The sequence below is a fragment of the Acinetobacter marinus genome (genome assembly GCF_900096915.1).
In the GTDB taxonomy this organism is placed as follows: domain Bacteria; phylum Pseudomonadota; class Gammaproteobacteria; order Pseudomonadales; family Moraxellaceae; genus Acinetobacter; species Acinetobacter marinus.
In genome coordinates this window covers 38,441-55,238 of record NZ_FMYK01000001.1, presented here as the reverse complement: position 1 = coordinate 55,238, position 16,798 = coordinate 38,441, and the positions used below count along the sequence as shown (strand labels likewise).

Below are 16,798 nucleotides of genomic sequence, written 5' to 3'. Positions count from 1 at the left end.
GCAATATATTGATAATCTTCCCACAATATATCCGAAATGATAGAATCATCAAATTTCATCAGATCACTTTTTCGGCACAATGTAGAATAGAAAAATTCTTGGGGAATGTGCTGGTTTGTGAGGTTACAGCGTGAGAAATAACATTGAAATTTGAATGATCTCATTGCTGGCAGTGGTTGTACAATAAAGTGTTTTTTATGCAAATGTGCATAGATTGATTAGGGAAAAATTCATGGCTTTACCCATCTTACGTTTTCAATACCAAGACAAGATTTATTGGGGTCTACAAAAAAGTGATGTAGTCATCTTTTTGGCAACCAAGGTGGAAACAACCGCTGAATTTATCGCCCTCGGCTATGAGACCATTGATCAACTGGCGCAAAACTCGACCGACACCGTGCTTTTAGATCAAGTTGAAGTACTCAGCCCAATCACCGCCGAGGCACAGGTACTTTGTCAAGGCATGAATTATCGTCAGCATGCGATTGAATCAGGCATAGACCCTGATCAGAAAAAGCACAATATGTTATTCACTAAATCGGCTATTTCTAAGCATGCGCCAAGCGGTGAAATCATCAAACCTGATCATGTTCAGCTCCTTGATTATGAAATTGAATTGGCACTTGTGCTTGGTAAAAATACCGACAGTAGTGTACAAGTCACCGCCCTGAATTTGCATGAATATGTGGCGGGGATCTGTATCGCCAACGACATCACTGCCCGTGATATTCAGATTCCGCAGATGCAATTTTATAAAGGTAAAAGCTATCGTACCTTCTGCCCACTTGGTCCAGTGCTGTGCTTACTCAATCAACATGAAATGCATTATTTGGAACAGCTCAATCTGACCTTAAAAGTCAATGGTGAGATGCGTCAGCAAGACAATACCGCCAATATGCTGTTCAAACCTGCGGAAACATTAACCGAGTTTTCTGAGATTACCGATTTTCATATCGGTGATGTCTTGCTCACAGGTTCACCAGCGGGATGCGCTTTATCTTTACCTGCCTCGAATGTCGCACGTATGACCGACCTGATGACTGAGCCAATGATTTGGAAATTATTCTTAAAATCACAATCGAAGCGAACACAGTACCTTCAATCAGGAGACCAAATCGAATCTTATATTACCAGTAATGATGGTAAAGTTGATCTCGGCTTACAACAGCACACGGTCAAAGCCTAACTCAAACACTACGCCAACGGCACAGTGCTTCTAACAGCATAGTGCCTCTAAACATACTGACTGAGTTCAATATACAGATCACTTTATAAGGCAGTCAGTTCAGTCATCGGCCAACGTGGAGTGGTGGTGACTGCCAAATCATCCTGTTGCCCTGCTTTTAAGCGTTGATAACCTGCAAAGGCGATCATGGCACCGTTATCGGTACACAGCGCAGGCTCAGCGTAATAAACTTTTGCGCCCATACCACTGAGTGATTTTTCCAACTTTTCACGCAAGCGCAGGTTGGCACTGACGCCACCAGCGATGACCAGTTGTTTTAATCCCGTATGTTTGAGTGCTTTAATGGATTTTTTCACCAAGGTATCGACCACAGCTTCTTGGAATGACGCTGCAATATCCGCCTCACGCCCTTGTCCTGCAACTGCTTTAATCTGACTGAATACGGCTGTTTTTAAACCACTAAAGGAAAAATTCAACGCCTGTTGCATCAATGGTCGTGGAAATGCGAATGCATCAACCTCGCCTTGTAGCGCCAGTTTGGCAATTTGAGGCCCACCGGGATACGGTAAATTGAGCATTTTTGCGACTTTATCAAAGGCTTCGCCTGCCGCATCATCGATCGACTCACCGAGTAATTCATATTCACCCAACGCATGCGCTGCCATCAGTTGGGTATGACCGCCTGAAACCAACAATGCCACAAAAGGAAACTGTGGTGGCTGAGCCGACAACAGTGGCGCAAGCAAATGCCCTTCCATATGATGTACGCCGATCGCAGGCTTATTTAAAGCAAATGCAAGACTTCGCCCAAATAACGCACCCGTCATCAGTGCACCCATTAGACCTGGACCACGTGTATAGGCGATCGCATCAAGATCGTGCTTAGATAAATCACATTGACTCAGCAACTGATCCAGTAGTGGAATCAACTTGCGTACATGGTCACGAGAAGCGAGTTCTGGCACCACACCACCATATTCGGCATGCAACTTGATTTGACTATATAATACCTGTCCTCGAAGCCCTTGTTCGCTATCATAGATCGCCAGACCTGTTTCATCACAAGACGTTTCTAAACCCAGTACAATCATTTTCACCACGACCTAATGCAAGCAATAACTTTAAAATCAACACGTCCAAGACGATGACGCACATTATAGACTTGTACTTCGCCAAGGAAAAGCGTAAAATGTCGCACTCATTCACCGTATGTACATAGGGTACATACAACATTATCCATATCTTAGAGGATTCTATATGCCACAAGTTAAATTGAAAGAAGGTGAACCAGTTGACGTAGCGATCCGTCGCTTCAAACGCTCTTGCGAAAAAGCAGGTGTTTTAGCTGACGTACGTAAGCGTGAATTTTACGAGAAACCAACTCAAGAACGTAAACGCAAAAAAGCTGCTGCTGTTAAGCGTTATGCGAAAAAAGTTGCTCGTGAGTCTATCCGTACAACTCGCCTCTACTAACTTGTTCCAACTCGTTGTTTCAATGAGTTGATTTAGATTGAAATTTGTAAATTGATTAATGCTATGACCACTTTAAAAACGCAAATTACTGACACACTCAAAACTGCCATGAAAGCTAAAGATATGGCAACTGTGACGGTAATCCGTGGTTTACAAGCAGCAATCAAACAAATTGAAATCGATGAGCGTATCGAACTTGATGATGCGCAAGTGTTGAACATTGTTGAAAAACAAGTCAAACAACGTAAAGAATCGATCAAGGCCTTTGAAGGCGCTTGTCGAGAAGATTTAGCTAGTAAAGAACAAGCCGAACTTGAGGTTATTTCTCAATTTCTACCTGAAGCTATGTCAGAGGACGAGCTTGATTCTCTCATTGCGCAAACGATTGAAGCGCAAGGTGCTACTAGCATGAAAGATATGGGTAAGGTGATGAATTCTCTACGTCCGATCATAGCCGGACGTGCCGATCCAGCCCAAGTCTCCAGTAAAATTAAAGCCAAACTCGGTTAATTCTGATTTAAGCGCTACCCTTTTTTTTCCAAATCTGATTTTTTTCACACTGATCAGTAGTTTTCTATTGTTGGTTCGCATTTGATGTGTGCTCGTCCAAAATCAGATTCTTGTTATTATTCCTTTTCGCACTTTAATTATTGTGCCATCAAAGTACTACTCGCTTTTTAACATCTGCGATTTATTGCGATTTCACAATTTTGCGATCAAACCAAAATTATAATTACACGTTCTCGCCCTGATCCATTGTCTCAAAGTCTTCTTACTATTGTCTTAAAATGATAATGAATATCCGTCATATTTGCTTTAAAGTCAGCACCGATTTGCACATTTTAAGCACACTGAACTTGGCGTGCACATATTCTGACTTTATTTTCTATTGCACACACTTTAATATGATTGCTGATGGAAACTGAGTGAAAACATCATTTACTCAATATGATAGGCAGAACTTACCACCGAGTCAGTGCACGGAGATTTAAATGAAGAAGTATCAATGTATCGTTTGTGGTTGGATTTATGACGAATCACAAGGCTGGCCAGAAGATGGCATCGCCGCTGGTACAAAGTGGGAAGATATTCCAGACGATTGGACTTGCCCTGACTGTGGCGTGTCAAAAGTCGATTTTGAAATGATTGAAGTTTAATGTGTTCAATCGATCAGCCATGCCTTGCATGGTTTTTTTATATGCTATTAAATTACAGCAAATCATGATGATACGGCAACACAATACGTTGCTCAGATTTTCAGTAAATGGCTTTGAATGCATGGCTTTTATAATATAAGTATGGAGAGAAGGATGCGCCCGATCATTATCATTGGTTCAGGTATGGCTGGATACACACTGGCTCGTGAGTTTCGCAAACTCAATAAAGAGCAAGCGCTGATCATGATCAGTGCAGATGATGCCAGCAATTATGCCAAACCGACCTTGTCTAACGCCTTTGCTGGAAAGAAAGCGCCTGAACAGATTGCGCTGGGTGATGCAGAAAAGATGCGTAGCCAACTGGATATGACCATTCTCACTGAAACTTGGGTGAAATCCATCGATGCTGAACAACAACAATTGGACATCGAAAGCAGTGGTCAAATCAGTACGCTAGATTATGAAAAATTGGTACTGGCTGTCGGCGCAAATCCTATTCGTCTTGCGATTTCGGGTGATGGCGCAGATGATATTTTTGTCGTCAACAATCTCAATGATTACAAGGCATTCCGATCTCATTTGGATCAACGTGCGCAAAAGCGTGTACTGATTCTTGGTGCGGGTTTGATTGGCTGTGAGTTTGCTAATGATCTGAAAAATACTGAACATGATGTGACTGTGGTTGATTTGGCGCCAAAACCACTTGGACGGCTGTTACCTGAGCACATTGCACAAGCCTTTCAAGACAATTTAGAAGAGATTGGCATTCAGTTTGTCCTTGGTCATACGGTCGACAAAGTGAATAAAATCAATGTCACCGATCAAGGTAGTGATTATGAGGTAACTTTATCTAATGGACAGCGCTTTGTGGTTGATGTGGTGCTGTCTGCGATCGGTTTACAACCGAATATTAATCTCGCAAAATCGTCCAAAATTCATACAAGTCGTGGTATAATTACCAATTCGCTTTTGGAAACCAATCAGCCACAAATCTATGCCATCGGCGATTGTGCAGAAGTACAAGGCACACTGCTTCCGTATGTGATGCCTTTGATGCAACAAGCACGTGCTTTGGCAAAGTCGCTGAACGGTGAAAGTACGCACGTTCATTATCCTGCAATGCCTGTGGCGGTGAAAACACCTGCGGCACCATTGACCGTTTTACCTGCGCCGACCGATGTCGAGGTCAACTGGGAAACCGAGGAATTGGATGACGGCATGCTTGCCAAAGCCATTGATGTCGATGGAACTTTACGTGGTTTTGTTTTGCTCGGTGCGACCGCAGGCAAACAACGTCTTGCACTTGCAAAATTGGTTCCAGATTTGATCCCTGCACAGTCTAACTAAAACATCGCTTGTCGAATCGCTATTGATAGATTGTCGCAGACCAATGTGAAGGTAAGTTTACAACGTGAGCTTACCTTTTTAATTTTTACGTTTTTTCGTTAGCCTACGTTGGCGCTTTATGCTTTGGCTAACTGAAATGATTTTAGCTTCATGAACTTTAGCTCAAAATGATGTATCGAGGACATTGCCATGACTGCGACTGCTTTGCAAATGAATCAATCTCCGTATAGTGACTTCATGCAAGAAACTGAGGTTTTACTGCCCAATAAGCAACGCCTACATGTTGAGATGGGCGGCAATCCTGCACATCCAACCATTGTCTTGATTATGGGTTTGGGGGCGCAAATGTTGGTGTGGCCTGATACATTTTGTCGTTTACTCATTGATGCGGGCTATCAAGTGGTGCGTTTTGATAATCGTGATATCGGGCTATCGAGCAAAACCAAACGCAAAGGCGAACGTCTAAATACCCTAAAGCTGATGGGGCGCTTTAGTTTAGGGCTTGCCAATCAAGGCGCTCCCTATACGCTCTATGATATGGCAGAAGACGTCAGCTTGCTGATCGAAGCACTGCGTTTAAAAGAAGTTCACTTGATCGGTGCATCGATGGGTGGGATGATTGCGCAAATCGTGGCGGCTCAGTATCCTGAAAAAATTAAATCGCTCGGCTTACTCTTTACCAGTAATAATCAGCGCTTCCTACCACCGCCATTTCCAAAGCAATTGATGAGTCTGATCGGCAAACCAAAATCACATGATGAGGATGGCATCGTTGAACACTCGATTCGTCTATTTAATGTGATCGGCTCCCCTGGTTTTGTCGATCCGATTCTCTCAGCAGAACATGCTCGCAAGCTCTATCAACGTAGTTTTTATCCTGCAGGCGTATTACAGCAGTTCCTTGCAATATTGTGTACTGGGTCACTCTTAGAACTTGACAAACAAATTCAACAGCCTACGATAGTGGTGCACGGCAGTCGGGATCGATTGTTGCCACCTGCACATGGCAAAGCAGTGGCAAAGGCAATTAAAAATGCAAAATTTGAGCTCATCGATGGTATGGGACATGATTTGCCGTTATATTACATCCCAAAGTTGGTGCATATTTTTACTCAACAGATCAAATCACTGACCCCTTAGGACATTATGGCTGCTCTACCTTCTCTCCGTCAGCTTTCTTATTTAGTTGCATTGTCTGAAACACTCCATTTTACTGAAGCCGCACGACGTTCTTTTGTCACCCAATCCACCTTATCAGGTGGCATTATGGAGCTGGAACGTCTGCTTGGCGGGGTTTTGGTCGAACGTGATCGACAAAATGTCAGGCTCACGCCACTGGGCGAGCAAGTGGTGGCACGTGCTCGTGTGTTACTTGCAGATGCACAAGATTTAATGCGTTTAAGTCGTGAGATGAGCGAGCCATTAACGGGTGATCTTCATCTTGGCGTGATTCCGACCATTGCGCCATTTATCTTGACACAGCTACTCCAAGCAGTTCAGAAAGAATTGCCACGTATTCGTTTGCATCTCCATGAAGCCCAAAGTGAAAAAGTGCTAGAGCGCCTGGAACATGGTCAATTAGACATCGTGCTACTGGCTTTGCCTTTTGATACCCAAGGCTTGAAAGTCAAAGAAGTTAACACTGAAAAATTGTATGTAGTCTGCAACAAAAATGACAAAGACACCATCAAAGCCAAAAACCTTGATGATTTAGATTTATCCAAACTAATTTTGCTCGAAGAAGGACATTGCTTGCGTGATCACGTACTCAGTGCATGCCCAATCAAAGAGCAAAAGAATGATTCACGCCTTAAAGCCAGCTCATTGCCAACACTCCTCGAGATGGTCTTGGCAAATCTTGGCTTTACCATGTTGCCTGAGATTGCCATTCAAAATGCCAGCTTAGTCACCAATGATGAATTGATCATTCACCCGATTGACAATCCACCTGAGCGTACACTGGCGTTAATCACGCGTAAAAGCACACCACTACAAACTGAATTTGATATTCTGCACGGTATTTTAACCAGCATCACCTCACAAGTTTTGGCAGATAATCAAAAATACGTCGCAGCGCAATAAAATACGTGATTGCACCGATCTATTTTTAGGTCTGTTGATCTTTGTAAAGAAATTGATGTGGCAGAAATAGTACATATTAAAAAAAGCGTTGGGTTTATCCCAACGCTTTTTTGTGCAATTGAAAAACTAAAACCGTTTAGTTTTTCGCTTGATCTTTACGTTCAATTTTCGCAGTGCTACGCAAGTATTCAATATAGTCGTTTAATTCTTGCTGACCACGTGCATCAAAGCGATTCACGACCTGTGATTTTTGTTCATCAGAGAGGTTAAATGCTGGATTTTGACCGACAGCAGATACCGCCACGACAAATAAATAATCACCTGAATCTGTCGCTTTTGCTGACCAGAAGCCGTCTTTGGTTGGCGCTGGAATGCTATAAGCAACTTTTTCCAGTGCATCTGGTAAAAGCTGGCTAAAACGAGGTACAGGTCCTAAGTTTTCAAACTTCACCGTACTTGACGCCAGCGCTTGTGTCGCAGGTTTTGCTTTAAGATCTGCCAAAAGCTGTTTCACGCTCGCTTCTGCTTGCTTGACTTGCTCTGCACGTTTCAGCTTGGCTTGAATATCTGCTGTCGCCTCAGCAAGTGTCTGCGGACGCTGGGCACGATAATCCAACACTTTAAACCACATGGTCGAGCCATCTTTCATGCTAATGCCAGTTGAAACATTACGGTCACCTTCAGCAACTTGCTCGGAAAACAGTTTTTGCTTCACTTGCGCATCAGATAACACCACATCAGTAGTATTCGCCTGAACATTTCGTGCAGTCTGTACTTGCACTTTATATTGCTCAGCCAAAGCGTCCAGTGAGTCATTGTCCAGTGCTGTTTCATTGGCTTGACCAATCGCATCTTGATACATGTTTTCGACTTTCTTGGCTTTGGCATCCACCATCAATTGATCACGCACACTCGCTAGTGAAGGCACATTCACCCCACTTAGACTATCAAGACGAATGATGTGATAACCAAACTCTGTTTTTACAGGTGCAGAAGTCTGACCTTGTTGCAAAGCAAGCACAGCCTGGTCGAATACATCACCGAACATTCCTACCGCATAGCCATCAACATGACCCTTTACATCTTTCGATGACGAATCTTCAGAATATTTTTTCACCAAATCTTCAAACTTCGCCCCTGCTTTGAGTTCCGCTTGAACTTTTTGTGCAAGTGCAGCCGCTGCTTCATCGGTGCGATCATCTGTAGTGATTAAGATATGGCTAATTTCACGTTTGGCATCTTTAGCAAGCGTTGCGCTGTAGGCTTGATACGCCTGTTGTAAATCTTGCTCAGTGACTTGTGCTTGGCTTTCAAACTGCGCTTTGTTGAGTACTACATATTGCACATCGACATTGGCAGCACGATTATAAGCAGCAACATTTTTGTCATAATAGGCTTTGACTGCCGCATTTGAGGCAACAAAGTTTTGCGCAAAATTAGCCAAAGGAATTTCCGCCAGATGCGTGGTACGTTCTTGGCTAATTAATTTAATCAGATTATCCGCATCTTTCGCACTGTAAATCGACGTTGATAAAATGCCTTGCGTCATCAAATTCAGTGCTGTCTGCTGTCTAAAATTGGTGAGCAACTGATTAATGGTCGAATTTGAACCCGCCAAATAATTATCTAATAACTGCTGCGAAAACTTTCCATCTTGTTGAAATGCTTGTTGTTGACGAAGCAATGATCCCAGTTGTTCATCACTGAGTACCAAGCCTAACTTTTCCGCCTGCTGAATCAACAAAGCCCGCACAATCGCCGCTTCATAGACCTGATCTTCGATCACTTTGGTATTGAGTAGGGTTTCATCACCACCAACACCTTCGAGATATTGTTCTTTTTGTGATTTGATCCAATTGTCGAGTTCAGTTTTGGTGATCTCTTGATCATTGACCTGAACAGCAACATCTTTGCTACCGCCTGCAAAATAACCTTCAATACCGACTAATGCCAAAGGCGCAAGGAAGATCACCAAAAGTACCTTCCCTAACCAACCTCGAATTAATCTACGAAAAGTTTCCATAAATATTCCCAAAAAAACCTTAACACGAATACTAGCCAAAAACTGTCAAATGACAAGTAAAAACAGCGCAAAATCATGCAAAAATCATGTTGTATTGCATAAATGCATCCATCAAATAAAAAACGCGCCATCCCGGCGCGTTTAAGTTACTTCAATGTATATCAAACACATTAAGCAACAGAATCTTTCAAACCTTTCCCTGCTTTGAAGCTTGGTACTTTGCTTGCTGGAATTTTTAGCTCTGCGCCAGTTTTCGGGTTACGACCTGTACGTGCAGCACGCTCTTTCACAGTAAAAGAACCAAAGCCAACTAAAGTTACGGTATCACCTGCTTTCAAGGCAGCGCTGATAGACTCAATTGTTGCGTCAAGAGCTTTACCAGCGTCAACTTTAGTAAGCCCCCCTTTTTGAGCAATCGCATCAATTAATTCTGATTTATTCATGCAAAACATCCTCTAAATTTGATCGTTTGAATATTTAAGCCAAATTTTTAAACTAGCCGTAGAAGCCTTTATAGCAACGACATCCTGTATTGGCAAGCCAAAGTTAAAGCATTTCCCGAAAAAAGTCGCAAGTTTTTACAAATTTTCATGAATTGCTTACTTTTTACCCTGCTTTAACATCGCTATTTCAGATTGAAGTTGCTCATTACTATCAATTAAACGATCTACTTTTTCATTGAGATTTTTTAAAAGCTGTTCAATCAGCAAAATATCTTTGGGGGTCACGATACCGAAGCGATTTAAGGTTTGATGGGTATGTTGATCGATGATTTTTTCCACCTTTTCACGGGTATCGACCACACGCTCATAGGCTTTGCCTGTCACTTCACCGACTTTTTCCACCGTCTGGTCGGCAACCATCGTGGTTTTTGCTTCCAGTTCTTCGCCAACTTGCACTAAAGAATCGAATAATTTATTACCTTCTTCTTCTGCACGAGAGAATGCGCCCAAGCCTGCCAACCAAATTTGCTTGGTATATTTGCGTAGTTCCAATGGTGTTTTGCGTTTTGCTTTCGACTTTACCTGATCTTGAGATGTATCATCGCTTAGCGTCTGTACCACGGATTGATTGTCTTGATTTTGATTGTCTTGATTTTGATTGTCTTGATTTTGATTTTCTGGATTTTGATTTTCTGGATTTTGTGCTTTTACATCGCCATCTGTATTACTGCTCAGTTGTTGTGGCTTTTCTTCCATGATGAACTCCTATGGCTACACGCTGATTTTTAAAGCAATCAAAATATTTAACTATTTAGCATAGCAACATTTTGAAGGATATGTATAAAATCTGTCTAACAATCCCGTATAGATTGCAAGTTCTAGTTGACAGTTCTATTCAGTTGTTCTTAAATCAAAACTTCAATCACTTACCGTCATGTTTTCGGTAATTTTTCAGTAACTTCGGCGGAATGATTTTGCACTGGCAAAATAGCGGTACGCTAACAATGGATTGTTAACGTTTTTCAATAAGGGTTTTGATGTACATGAATGACGAAACGCAACAAAGCAATACTCAGCCTCATTTGTTGCACTCTCTGGTTCTGATTTTTTTAGAAACTGTCGTAACATTTATCTTAAAACATGATCGTGGCTCACGAATTCATGCCAAAAGTTTTGTCCAGCACAATGTCATTGTTGCCTTTAAAACCTATTTACCTGCATCAGATTTTTTTATTACTTTTGATAATAAAGGGATTCTGTTCGATCCTGAGTTGACTGATCCTACTTTGCAACCGGTACTCACCGTATCGGCGTCAAGCATTGATTTGGTTCGATTTTTAATGACTGGCAATGAACGCCATCTACGTCGTATTCGCCTAAATGGCGGAGAACAATGGCACGATCAATTTCGTCTATTCCTGCACAGCCTAACTTTGCCGATGTTGTTCGCCGACTGGAAAAATTGGTTTTCCAAACAGCAATCAGCACCACTTCCGCAGCGCAGTCTAGCGCCATTATTGGCAAAGCTCGAAGCGCAACAAGACACCATCACACAGCTCAAATTTGACAACAAAGCACAGCGCAACGATATCAAAGCACTTGAGCGTAAATTAAAAAACACCCATCGCTTGTATTTATCACTGATCATTGTCATTGCGGTCTGTATATTATTATTTATTCTGTTATAATTTGCCCTGCTCAAAATTGAGCCATGATGCGTCATACATTTTTATAAATCATTTCAATACATTCCTTTTATTTGCATTCTGAATATTCAACATCAAATTAAACAATGATAATAAACTTGACTAAATTAGTCGGAATTCAATATAATTCACCTATCGTATTTGCCAGTTAGTATAGATCGGATTATGCGCCTCACTACTCGCGGTCGCTATGCTGTGACTGCAATGCTCGATTTAGCACTTCAGCCACTCGACCAAACGATTACCCTTGCGGAAATCGCTGCTCGACAGACGATCTCTGTCGCCTATCTCGAACAGTTGTTTTCAAAATTAAAACGCCGTCACTTAGTTGCCAGTGTGCGTGGTGCCAATGGTGGCTATCATCTTGCACGCCCAGCCCAGAATATTACGGTGCTTGAGATTATCGAAGCGGTAAATGAGTCCGTCGATGCGACCCGTTGCGATCACAAAGGCAACTGTCAAAATGGCGCAATGTGCTTGACTCATGATTTATGGCACGAGCTGTCTAACCATATTTCAAGTTATTTAGAACGGATTTCACTTGCCGATCTGGTTGATCGAGACAATGTGCAAACGGTCGCTTTACGCCAATCATCAACTGATGATCTAGCCTCCCTAATCGCCAATCAAAAGTCTGTTACAGGAATGATTTAACATGAAGCTCCCAATTTATTTAGACTATGCTGCGACTACACCTGTGTTGCCAGAAGTCGCCGAACTGATGATGAGCACGCTGACCTTTGACGGTAATTTTGGTAATCCTGCGTCACGTTCACATGGCTATGGTTGGAAAGCTGAAGAAGCAGTGGAATATGCACGTGAACAAGTTGCAGACTTAATCAAAGCAGACCCACGTGAGATCGTGTGGACTTCTGGTGCGACCGAATCAGATAACTTAGCCTTGATCGGTGTTGCCAATTTTTATAAGAATAAAGGCAAACACATCATTACCTCTAAAATTGAACATAAAGCGATTTTGGATACCTGCCGTTTTCTAGAAACTGAAGGTTTTGAAATTACCTATATCGAACCAGAACCACGTACTGGTTTAATTACTCCTGATATGGTGGCAAAAGAACTTCGTCCTGATACCATTCTCGTGTCATTGATGATGGTCAATAATGAACTCGGCACTGTGACTGATGTGGCTGCAATCGGCGAATTGACTCGTGCCAACAAAACATTCTTGCACGTTGATGCCGCACAAGCTGCAGGCAAAGTCGAGATTGACTTGTCGACCATGAAAGTAGATTTGATGAGTTTCTCAGGTCACAAAGCCTATGGCCCGAAAGGAATTGGTGCACTCTATGTCCGCCGTAGCCCACGTGTCCGCTTAAAAGCATTGATCCACGGTGGTGGTCATGAGCGTGGTATGCGTTCTGGCACACTCGCTACGCATCAAATCGTTGGTATGGGTAAAGCCTTTGAAATCGCTGGCAAAACCATGCAAGCTGAACAAGCTCGTCTACGTGTACTGCGTGACAAGTTATGGAATGGCTTAAACGATATGGAAGAAGTCTATCTCAACGGACACCCTGAACATAACGTCGCAAACTATCTCAACGTGAGCTTTAACTTCGTTGAAGGTGAATCATTGATGATGGCGCTCAAAGATGTTGCGGTATCAAGTGGTTCGGCATGTACTTCGGCAACACTTGAGCCATCGTATGTGCTCCGTGCTTTAGGACTGTCTGATGAATTGGCGCACAGCTCAATCCGTTTTAGCTTTGGTAAATACACCACCGAAGCTGAGATTGATCATGTCATTGCCATCACCAAATCTGCAGTAGAAAAATTACGTGAACTCTCTCCACTTTGGGATATGTACAAAGATGGCGTAGATTTCTCAAAAGTCGAGTGGGCAGAACACTGATTTCACTTGAAAAAGTAAATCAACACCCATATTTATTTATCATGGTTGATTGAAAATTTAAACCATTTCATCAACCCCAGCTGACCCCGAGGTATGGAGAAGCATCATGGCATATAGCGAAAAAGTAATCGACCATTACGAAAATCCACGTAACGTCGGCGTATTAGACAAAGACGCAGCAAATGTTGGTACAGGCATGGTGGGTGCACCTGCATGTGGCGACGTCATGCGCTTGCAAATCCAAGTCAATGACAATGGCGTGATTGAAGAAGCCCGTTTTAAAACTTACGGCTGTGGTTCTGCGATTGCATCAAGCTCATTGGTCACTGAATGGCTCAAAGGTAAAACTTTGGACGAAGCACAAGCAATCAAAAACATTGATATCGCCACAGAGTTGGCTTTGCCACCTGTAAAAGTCCACTGCTCTGTTTTGGCAGAAGATGCGATCAAAGCAGCGGTTGAAGACTACCGTAGCAAAACTGCAAAATAATTTTTTGCAGTCGCCATTCTCAATTTACTACACGCAAACAGTTTAGGAGTAAACATGATTCATTTAACTGAAAGTGCTGCACAGCATGTTGCAAACTTTATTGCGGGTCGTGGTAAAGGTGAAGGCATCCGTTTGGGAATCAAAACTTCTGGTTGTTCTGGCTTGGCTTATGTACTTGAGTTTGTTGATGAAACCAACACACATGATCAAGTCTTTGAACAGCACGGTGTCAAAGTCTTTGTTGATCCTAAAAGTCTGGTCTATCTCGATGGTGTTGAGATGGACTATGTCAAAAATGGTTTAAACGAAGGCTTTGAGTTTCGTAACCCGAACCAAAAAGGCGAATGTGGTTGCGGTGAGTCTTTCACTGTTTAATCCCCTTTTGCCGATATCAAAAAGCCAATAATTCCCCTGTCTTATTGGCTTTTATTACATATCTCGTATCATCCTTTACTGACTAATCAATGAGCCGTTGCAATGAATCACTTTGAATTATTTGAACTTGAACCTGCGCTTGAGATCGACTTGACGCAACTCAAAGCCAAATTTCTCAAACTGCAACAGCAATATCATCCTGATAATAATCAAGATCAAATCGAACAAGCTATTGCCAAATCAAGCCAAGTCAATCAAGCCTATGATGCGTTGAAGCATGTGGATAGTCGTGCTGCATACCTGTTGCAACTGCAAAAGCAAGATGGTGGGATTGAGCAGTCGATTCATGATTTTGAATTTTTGCAATCGGCATTAGAACTTCGTGAACAGCTTGATGAGGCGACTTCAAGTGAACAACTGCAAGGTTTGCGCACTGAAGTTGAGCAATGGGTCAATGCCTTGATCAAAGAGTTTCAGATTGATTATGCCGAGCAAGATTGGTCAGAAGCACGAGATACTGTGCGAAAATTACGTTTCTTCCGTCATGTGTTGATGGACATTGATAAAGCAGAAGAAAAATTATTCGATGATGAGGATTTTGCTGGTTTTGATGACGACTTTTAAAGATCAGTTTGAATAACTGGTTTTAAAGATCAAGTTTGAATAAACAACATTCATCAATTGGCATTCTCATTTTTGACTGAATTTAAACTGCGGATAGATTATGGCTTTATTGCAAATTGCAGAACCTGGACAATCCAGTAATCCACACGAACATCGTATTGGGATCGGTATTGATCTCGGCACTACCAACTCATTGGTGGCGACTGTGCGCTCTGGTGTGCCAAAAATCCTCCAAGATCAACATGACCATACGCTTCTGCCATCCATTGTGCATTATGGCAAAGATGAAAATGGTCAAGCACAAGTGACTGTTGGGCATGATGCCAAAGCATCGATTGCCACCGATCCAGCCAATACCATCGTTTCAGTGAAGCGTTTTATGGGACGCTCAAAAGCCGATATCCGCTTCCAACATCCTTATGAATTGGTCGGTAGCGATCAAGATATGCCAACATTTGTTACGGCACATGGCAATCAATCCCCTGTGGAAATCTCTGCGCAAATCTTAACGGCACTCAAAAACCGTGCTGATCTACATCTTGAGCACGAAATCAATGGTGCAGTGATCACTGTGCCTGCCTACTTTGATGAAGCACAGCGCCAAGCCACCCGTGATGCAGCCAAACTCGCAGGATTAAATGTCTTACGCCTATTGAATGAACCAACCGCAGCGGCGATCGCTTACGGACTCGATCAAAATAGCCAAATCGTCGAAGATCAAAATTTTGCGATTTACGATCTTGGCGGTGGTACTTTTGATATGTCGATTTTACGCTTTAGCAAAGGCGTGTTTGAAGTCCTAGCGACTGGCGGTCACACGGCGATGGGTGGTGACGATATTGACCGCTTATTGGTAAAATTTTTAAAAACTAAATTTGAAATTGCGGAATTGAGCAATCAACAACATGCACAGCTTGTCCAAATTACTAAATCTGCTAAAGAAACACTGACAACTGAAATGCAAGTTGATATTCAATTTGATATTGAAGCCCAGACTTTCCAAACCACACTCACCCAAGCAGAACTTGCAACCGTGATTCAGCCTGTGGCAGATCGTACATTACAAGTTTGCCAACGTGTACTACGTGATGCCAAGCTGAAAGTTGCCGATGTAAATGCCATTATTTTAGTCGGTGGTTCGACACGTTCGATGGCGATTCAAGACGCTGTTGCTAAGTTTTTCGAGCAAACGCCACTGTGTAGTATCAATCCTGATGAAGTGGTGGCACTTGGTGCTGCGATCACTGCGAATCAATTGGTTGGCAACAGCAAAGACGGTACGCTATTACTCGATGTCACGCCATTGTCTTTGGGCTTAGAGACCATGGGCGGATTGGTTGAGCGTGTGATTCCACGTAACTCACCAATTCCTGTGGCACGTAAGCAAGAATTTACCACCTATCAAGATGGTCAAACTGCCATGCTGATCCATGTTGTGCAAGGCGAGCGTGATATGGTGGAACATTGCCGATCATTAGGTAAATTTGAACTGCGTGGTATTCCTGCAATGACCGCAGGTGCTGCACGCATTGAAGTGACCTTCCAAGTCGATGCGGATGGTTTACTCAACGTGTCTGCACTCGAAACCACATCGAATGTCAAAGCCAATATCACCATCAAACCGTCTTATGGTTTGTCGTCGTCAGATACTGAACGTCTACTTTTAGAAGGCTTTCAACATGCCGAACAAGATAAACAATTGCGCCATCTGAATGAATTAAAAGTCGAAGCGCAACGAGAGTTAGAGGCTTTAAAACAGGCACTCATTCAAGATCAAAGTTTGCTTGAGCCATCGCAACAGCAATCTTTACATGAAGCTGTCGCAATACTGGAAAAGACATTGCAAACTGATGATGCGTCAGCTATCGAACAAGCAGTAGAATCCCTCAAAGTGCATAGTGATGCATTTGCTGCGATGCGTATGAATCAGCATATTGACCATGCACTCAAAGGCACTCGCCTTGATGATTGGTCAAATTCAACCAATACTTCTTCATCAAACCAGTCCAAGGAATAAAT

Annotated in this window: 18 protein-coding genes; 14 read left to right on the top strand and 4 right to left on the bottom strand. The window is 42.6% G+C overall.

The window, feature by feature from the left end; genetic code table 11:
• Window positions 1–232: 232 nt before the first annotated feature.
• Window positions 233–1,186: a fumarylacetoacetate hydrolase family protein gene (locus BLQ60_RS00280; RefSeq protein ID WP_092614361.1), complete on the top strand. Its 954-nt coding sequence runs from the start codon at window positions 233–235 to the stop codon at window positions 1,184–1,186.
• Window positions 1,187–1,269: 83 nt separating this feature from the next.
• Here the strand turns inward: BLQ60_RS00280 and tsaD are convergent, their stop codons facing one another.
• Complete coding sequence (tsaD, locus tag BLQ60_RS00275; RefSeq protein ID WP_092614358.1) at window positions 1,270–2,277, bottom strand: tRNA (adenosine(37)-N6)-threonylcarbamoyltransferase complex transferase subunit TsaD; 1,008 nt, start codon at window positions 2,275–2,277, stop codon at window positions 1,270–1,272.
• 166 nt (window positions 2,278–2,443) lie between these two features.
• Here tsaD and rpsU point away from each other — a divergent pair, with 166 nt between their 5' ends.
• From rpsU to BLQ60_RS00245, 6 genes are all read left to right on the top strand, one after another.
• The gene (gene rpsU / locus BLQ60_RS00270; protein WP_087620690.1) at window positions 2,444–2,659 is read left to right on the top strand and encodes a 30S ribosomal protein S21; all 216 of its coding nucleotides are present in this window, start codon (window positions 2,444–2,446) and stop codon (window positions 2,657–2,659) included.
• Between the two features lie 63 nt (window positions 2,660–2,722).
• Window positions 2,723–3,169 (top strand): GatB/YqeY domain-containing protein, encoded by a 447-nt coding sequence (locus tag BLQ60_RS00265; protein ID WP_092614355.1) that lies wholly within the window; start codon window positions 2,723–2,725, stop codon window positions 3,167–3,169.
• A gap of 482 nt (window positions 3,170–3,651) precedes the next feature.
• On the top strand, window positions 3,652–3,816 hold the full coding sequence (gene rubA / locus BLQ60_RS00260; RefSeq protein ID WP_092614352.1) for a rubredoxin RubA: 165 nt from the start codon (window positions 3,652–3,654) through the stop codon (window positions 3,814–3,816).
• A 153-nt stretch (window positions 3,817–3,969) separates the two neighbouring features.
• Window positions 3,970–5,163, top strand: coding sequence for an NAD(P)/FAD-dependent oxidoreductase (locus tag BLQ60_RS00255; protein ID WP_092614349.1), 1,194 nt, complete (start codon window positions 3,970–3,972; stop codon window positions 5,161–5,163).
• Between the two features lie 189 nt (window positions 5,164–5,352).
• Entirely contained in the window at window positions 5,353–6,303 is a 951-nt protein-coding gene (locus BLQ60_RS00250) for an alpha/beta fold hydrolase (protein WP_092614346.1), read from the top strand.
• Between the two features lie 6 nt (window positions 6,304–6,309).
• Complete coding sequence (locus BLQ60_RS00245; protein ID WP_092614343.1) at window positions 6,310–7,245, top strand: hydrogen peroxide-inducible genes activator; 936 nt, start codon at window positions 6,310–6,312, stop codon at window positions 7,243–7,245.
• 136 nt (window positions 7,246–7,381) lie between these two features.
• Here BLQ60_RS00245 and BLQ60_RS00240 read toward each other — a convergent pair whose 3' ends face one another.
• The 3 genes from BLQ60_RS00240 to BLQ60_RS00230 form a co-directional block, all read right to left on the bottom strand.
• Window positions 7,382–9,268, bottom strand: a complete 1,887-nt coding sequence (locus BLQ60_RS00240) for a SurA N-terminal domain-containing protein (protein ID WP_092614340.1) — start codon at window positions 9,266–9,268, stop codon at window positions 7,382–7,384.
• A 170-nt stretch (window positions 9,269–9,438) separates the two neighbouring features.
• A complete protein-coding gene (locus BLQ60_RS00235) occupies window positions 9,439–9,711 on the bottom strand; it encodes an HU family DNA-binding protein (protein WP_092614337.1) in 273 nt (90 codons plus the stop codon).
• Between the two features lie 156 nt (window positions 9,712–9,867).
• Window positions 9,868–10,332 carry a phasin family protein gene (locus tag BLQ60_RS00230; RefSeq protein WP_378235155.1) on the bottom strand — a complete coding sequence of 155 codons (465 nt, stop codon included), beginning with the start codon at window positions 10,330–10,332 and terminating at the stop codon, window positions 9,868–9,870.
• Between the two features lie 422 nt (window positions 10,333–10,754).
• On the opposite strand from BLQ60_RS00230, the gene BLQ60_RS00225 reads away from it, so the two are divergent.
• The 7 genes from BLQ60_RS00225 to hscA all read left to right on the top strand — a co-directional run bounded on the left by BLQ60_RS00225 (window position 10,755) and on the right by hscA (window position 16,796).
• Window positions 10,755–11,399 (top strand): hypothetical protein, encoded by a 645-nt coding sequence (locus BLQ60_RS00225; protein WP_092614331.1) that lies wholly within the window; start codon window positions 10,755–10,757, stop codon window positions 11,397–11,399.
• 183 nt (window positions 11,400–11,582) lie between these two features.
• A complete protein-coding gene (locus BLQ60_RS00220) occupies window positions 11,583–12,071 on the top strand; it encodes an Rrf2 family transcriptional regulator (protein ID WP_092614328.1) in 489 nt (162 codons plus the stop codon).
• Between the two features lies 1 nt (window position 12,072).
• A complete protein-coding gene (locus BLQ60_RS00215) occupies window positions 12,073–13,290 on the top strand; it encodes an IscS subfamily cysteine desulfurase (protein ID WP_092614325.1) in 1,218 nt (405 codons plus the stop codon).
• A gap of 106 nt (window positions 13,291–13,396) precedes the next feature.
• The gene (iscU, locus tag BLQ60_RS00210; protein WP_092614322.1) at window positions 13,397–13,780 is read left to right on the top strand and encodes a Fe-S cluster assembly scaffold IscU; all 384 of its coding nucleotides are present in this window, start codon (window positions 13,397–13,399) and stop codon (window positions 13,778–13,780) included.
• A gap of 54 nt (window positions 13,781–13,834) precedes the next feature.
• On the top strand, window positions 13,835–14,155 hold the full coding sequence (gene iscA / locus BLQ60_RS00205) for an iron-sulfur cluster assembly protein IscA (protein WP_092614319.1): 321 nt from the start codon (window positions 13,835–13,837) through the stop codon (window positions 14,153–14,155).
• 102 nt (window positions 14,156–14,257) lie between these two features.
• The gene (hscB, locus tag BLQ60_RS00200) at window positions 14,258–14,779 is read left to right on the top strand and encodes a Fe-S protein assembly co-chaperone HscB (RefSeq protein WP_092614316.1); all 522 of its coding nucleotides are present in this window, start codon (window positions 14,258–14,260) and stop codon (window positions 14,777–14,779) included.
• A 100-nt stretch (window positions 14,780–14,879) separates the two neighbouring features.
• Complete coding sequence (gene hscA, locus BLQ60_RS00195) at window positions 14,880–16,796, top strand: Fe-S protein assembly chaperone HscA (protein WP_092614313.1); 1,917 nt, start codon at window positions 14,880–14,882, stop codon at window positions 16,794–16,796.
• The last annotated feature ends 2 nt before the right edge of the window (window positions 16,797–16,798 follow it).

Coding starts and splice junctions, on each gene's coding strand:
- BLQ60_RS00215 (WP_092614325.1), top strand. CDS start 12,073: ATGAAGCTCCCAATTTATTTAGACTATGCTGCGACTACACCTGTGTTG.
- BLQ60_RS00240 (WP_092614340.1), bottom strand. CDS start 9,268: ATGGAAACTTTTCGTAGATTAATTCGAGGTTGGTTAGGGAAGGTACTT.
- iscU (WP_092614322.1), top strand. CDS start 13,397: ATGGCATATAGCGAAAAAGTAATCGACCATTACGAAAATCCACGTAAC.
- BLQ60_RS00265 (WP_092614355.1), top strand. CDS start 2,723: ATGACCACTTTAAAAACGCAAATTACTGACACACTCAAAACTGCCATG.
- BLQ60_RS00245 (WP_092614343.1), top strand. CDS start 6,310: ATGGCTGCTCTACCTTCTCTCCGTCAGCTTTCTTATTTAGTTGCATTG.
- tsaD (WP_092614358.1), bottom strand. CDS start 2,277: ATGATTGTACTGGGTTTAGAAACGTCTTGTGATGAAACAGGTCTGGCG.
- BLQ60_RS00255 (WP_092614349.1), top strand. CDS start 3,970: ATGCGCCCGATCATTATCATTGGTTCAGGTATGGCTGGATACACACTG.
- rpsU (WP_087620690.1), top strand. CDS start 2,444: ATGCCACAAGTTAAATTGAAAGAAGGTGAACCAGTTGACGTAGCGATC.
- iscA (WP_092614319.1), top strand. CDS start 13,835: ATGATTCATTTAACTGAAAGTGCTGCACAGCATGTTGCAAACTTTATT.
- BLQ60_RS00280 (WP_092614361.1), top strand. CDS start 233: ATGGCTTTACCCATCTTACGTTTTCAATACCAAGACAAGATTTATTGG.
- BLQ60_RS00235 (WP_092614337.1), bottom strand. CDS start 9,711: ATGAATAAATCAGAATTAATTGATGCGATTGCTCAAAAAGGGGGGCTT.
- hscB (WP_092614316.1), top strand. CDS start 14,258: ATGAATCACTTTGAATTATTTGAACTTGAACCTGCGCTTGAGATCGAC.
- BLQ60_RS00250 (WP_092614346.1), top strand. CDS start 5,353: ATGACTGCGACTGCTTTGCAAATGAATCAATCTCCGTATAGTGACTTC.
- BLQ60_RS00220 (WP_092614328.1), top strand. CDS start 11,583: ATGCGCCTCACTACTCGCGGTCGCTATGCTGTGACTGCAATGCTCGAT.
- rubA (WP_092614352.1), top strand. CDS start 3,652: ATGAAGAAGTATCAATGTATCGTTTGTGGTTGGATTTATGACGAATCA.
- BLQ60_RS00225 (WP_092614331.1), top strand. CDS start 10,755: ATGAATGACGAAACGCAACAAAGCAATACTCAGCCTCATTTGTTGCAC.
- hscA (WP_092614313.1), top strand. CDS start 14,880: ATGGCTTTATTGCAAATTGCAGAACCTGGACAATCCAGTAATCCACAC.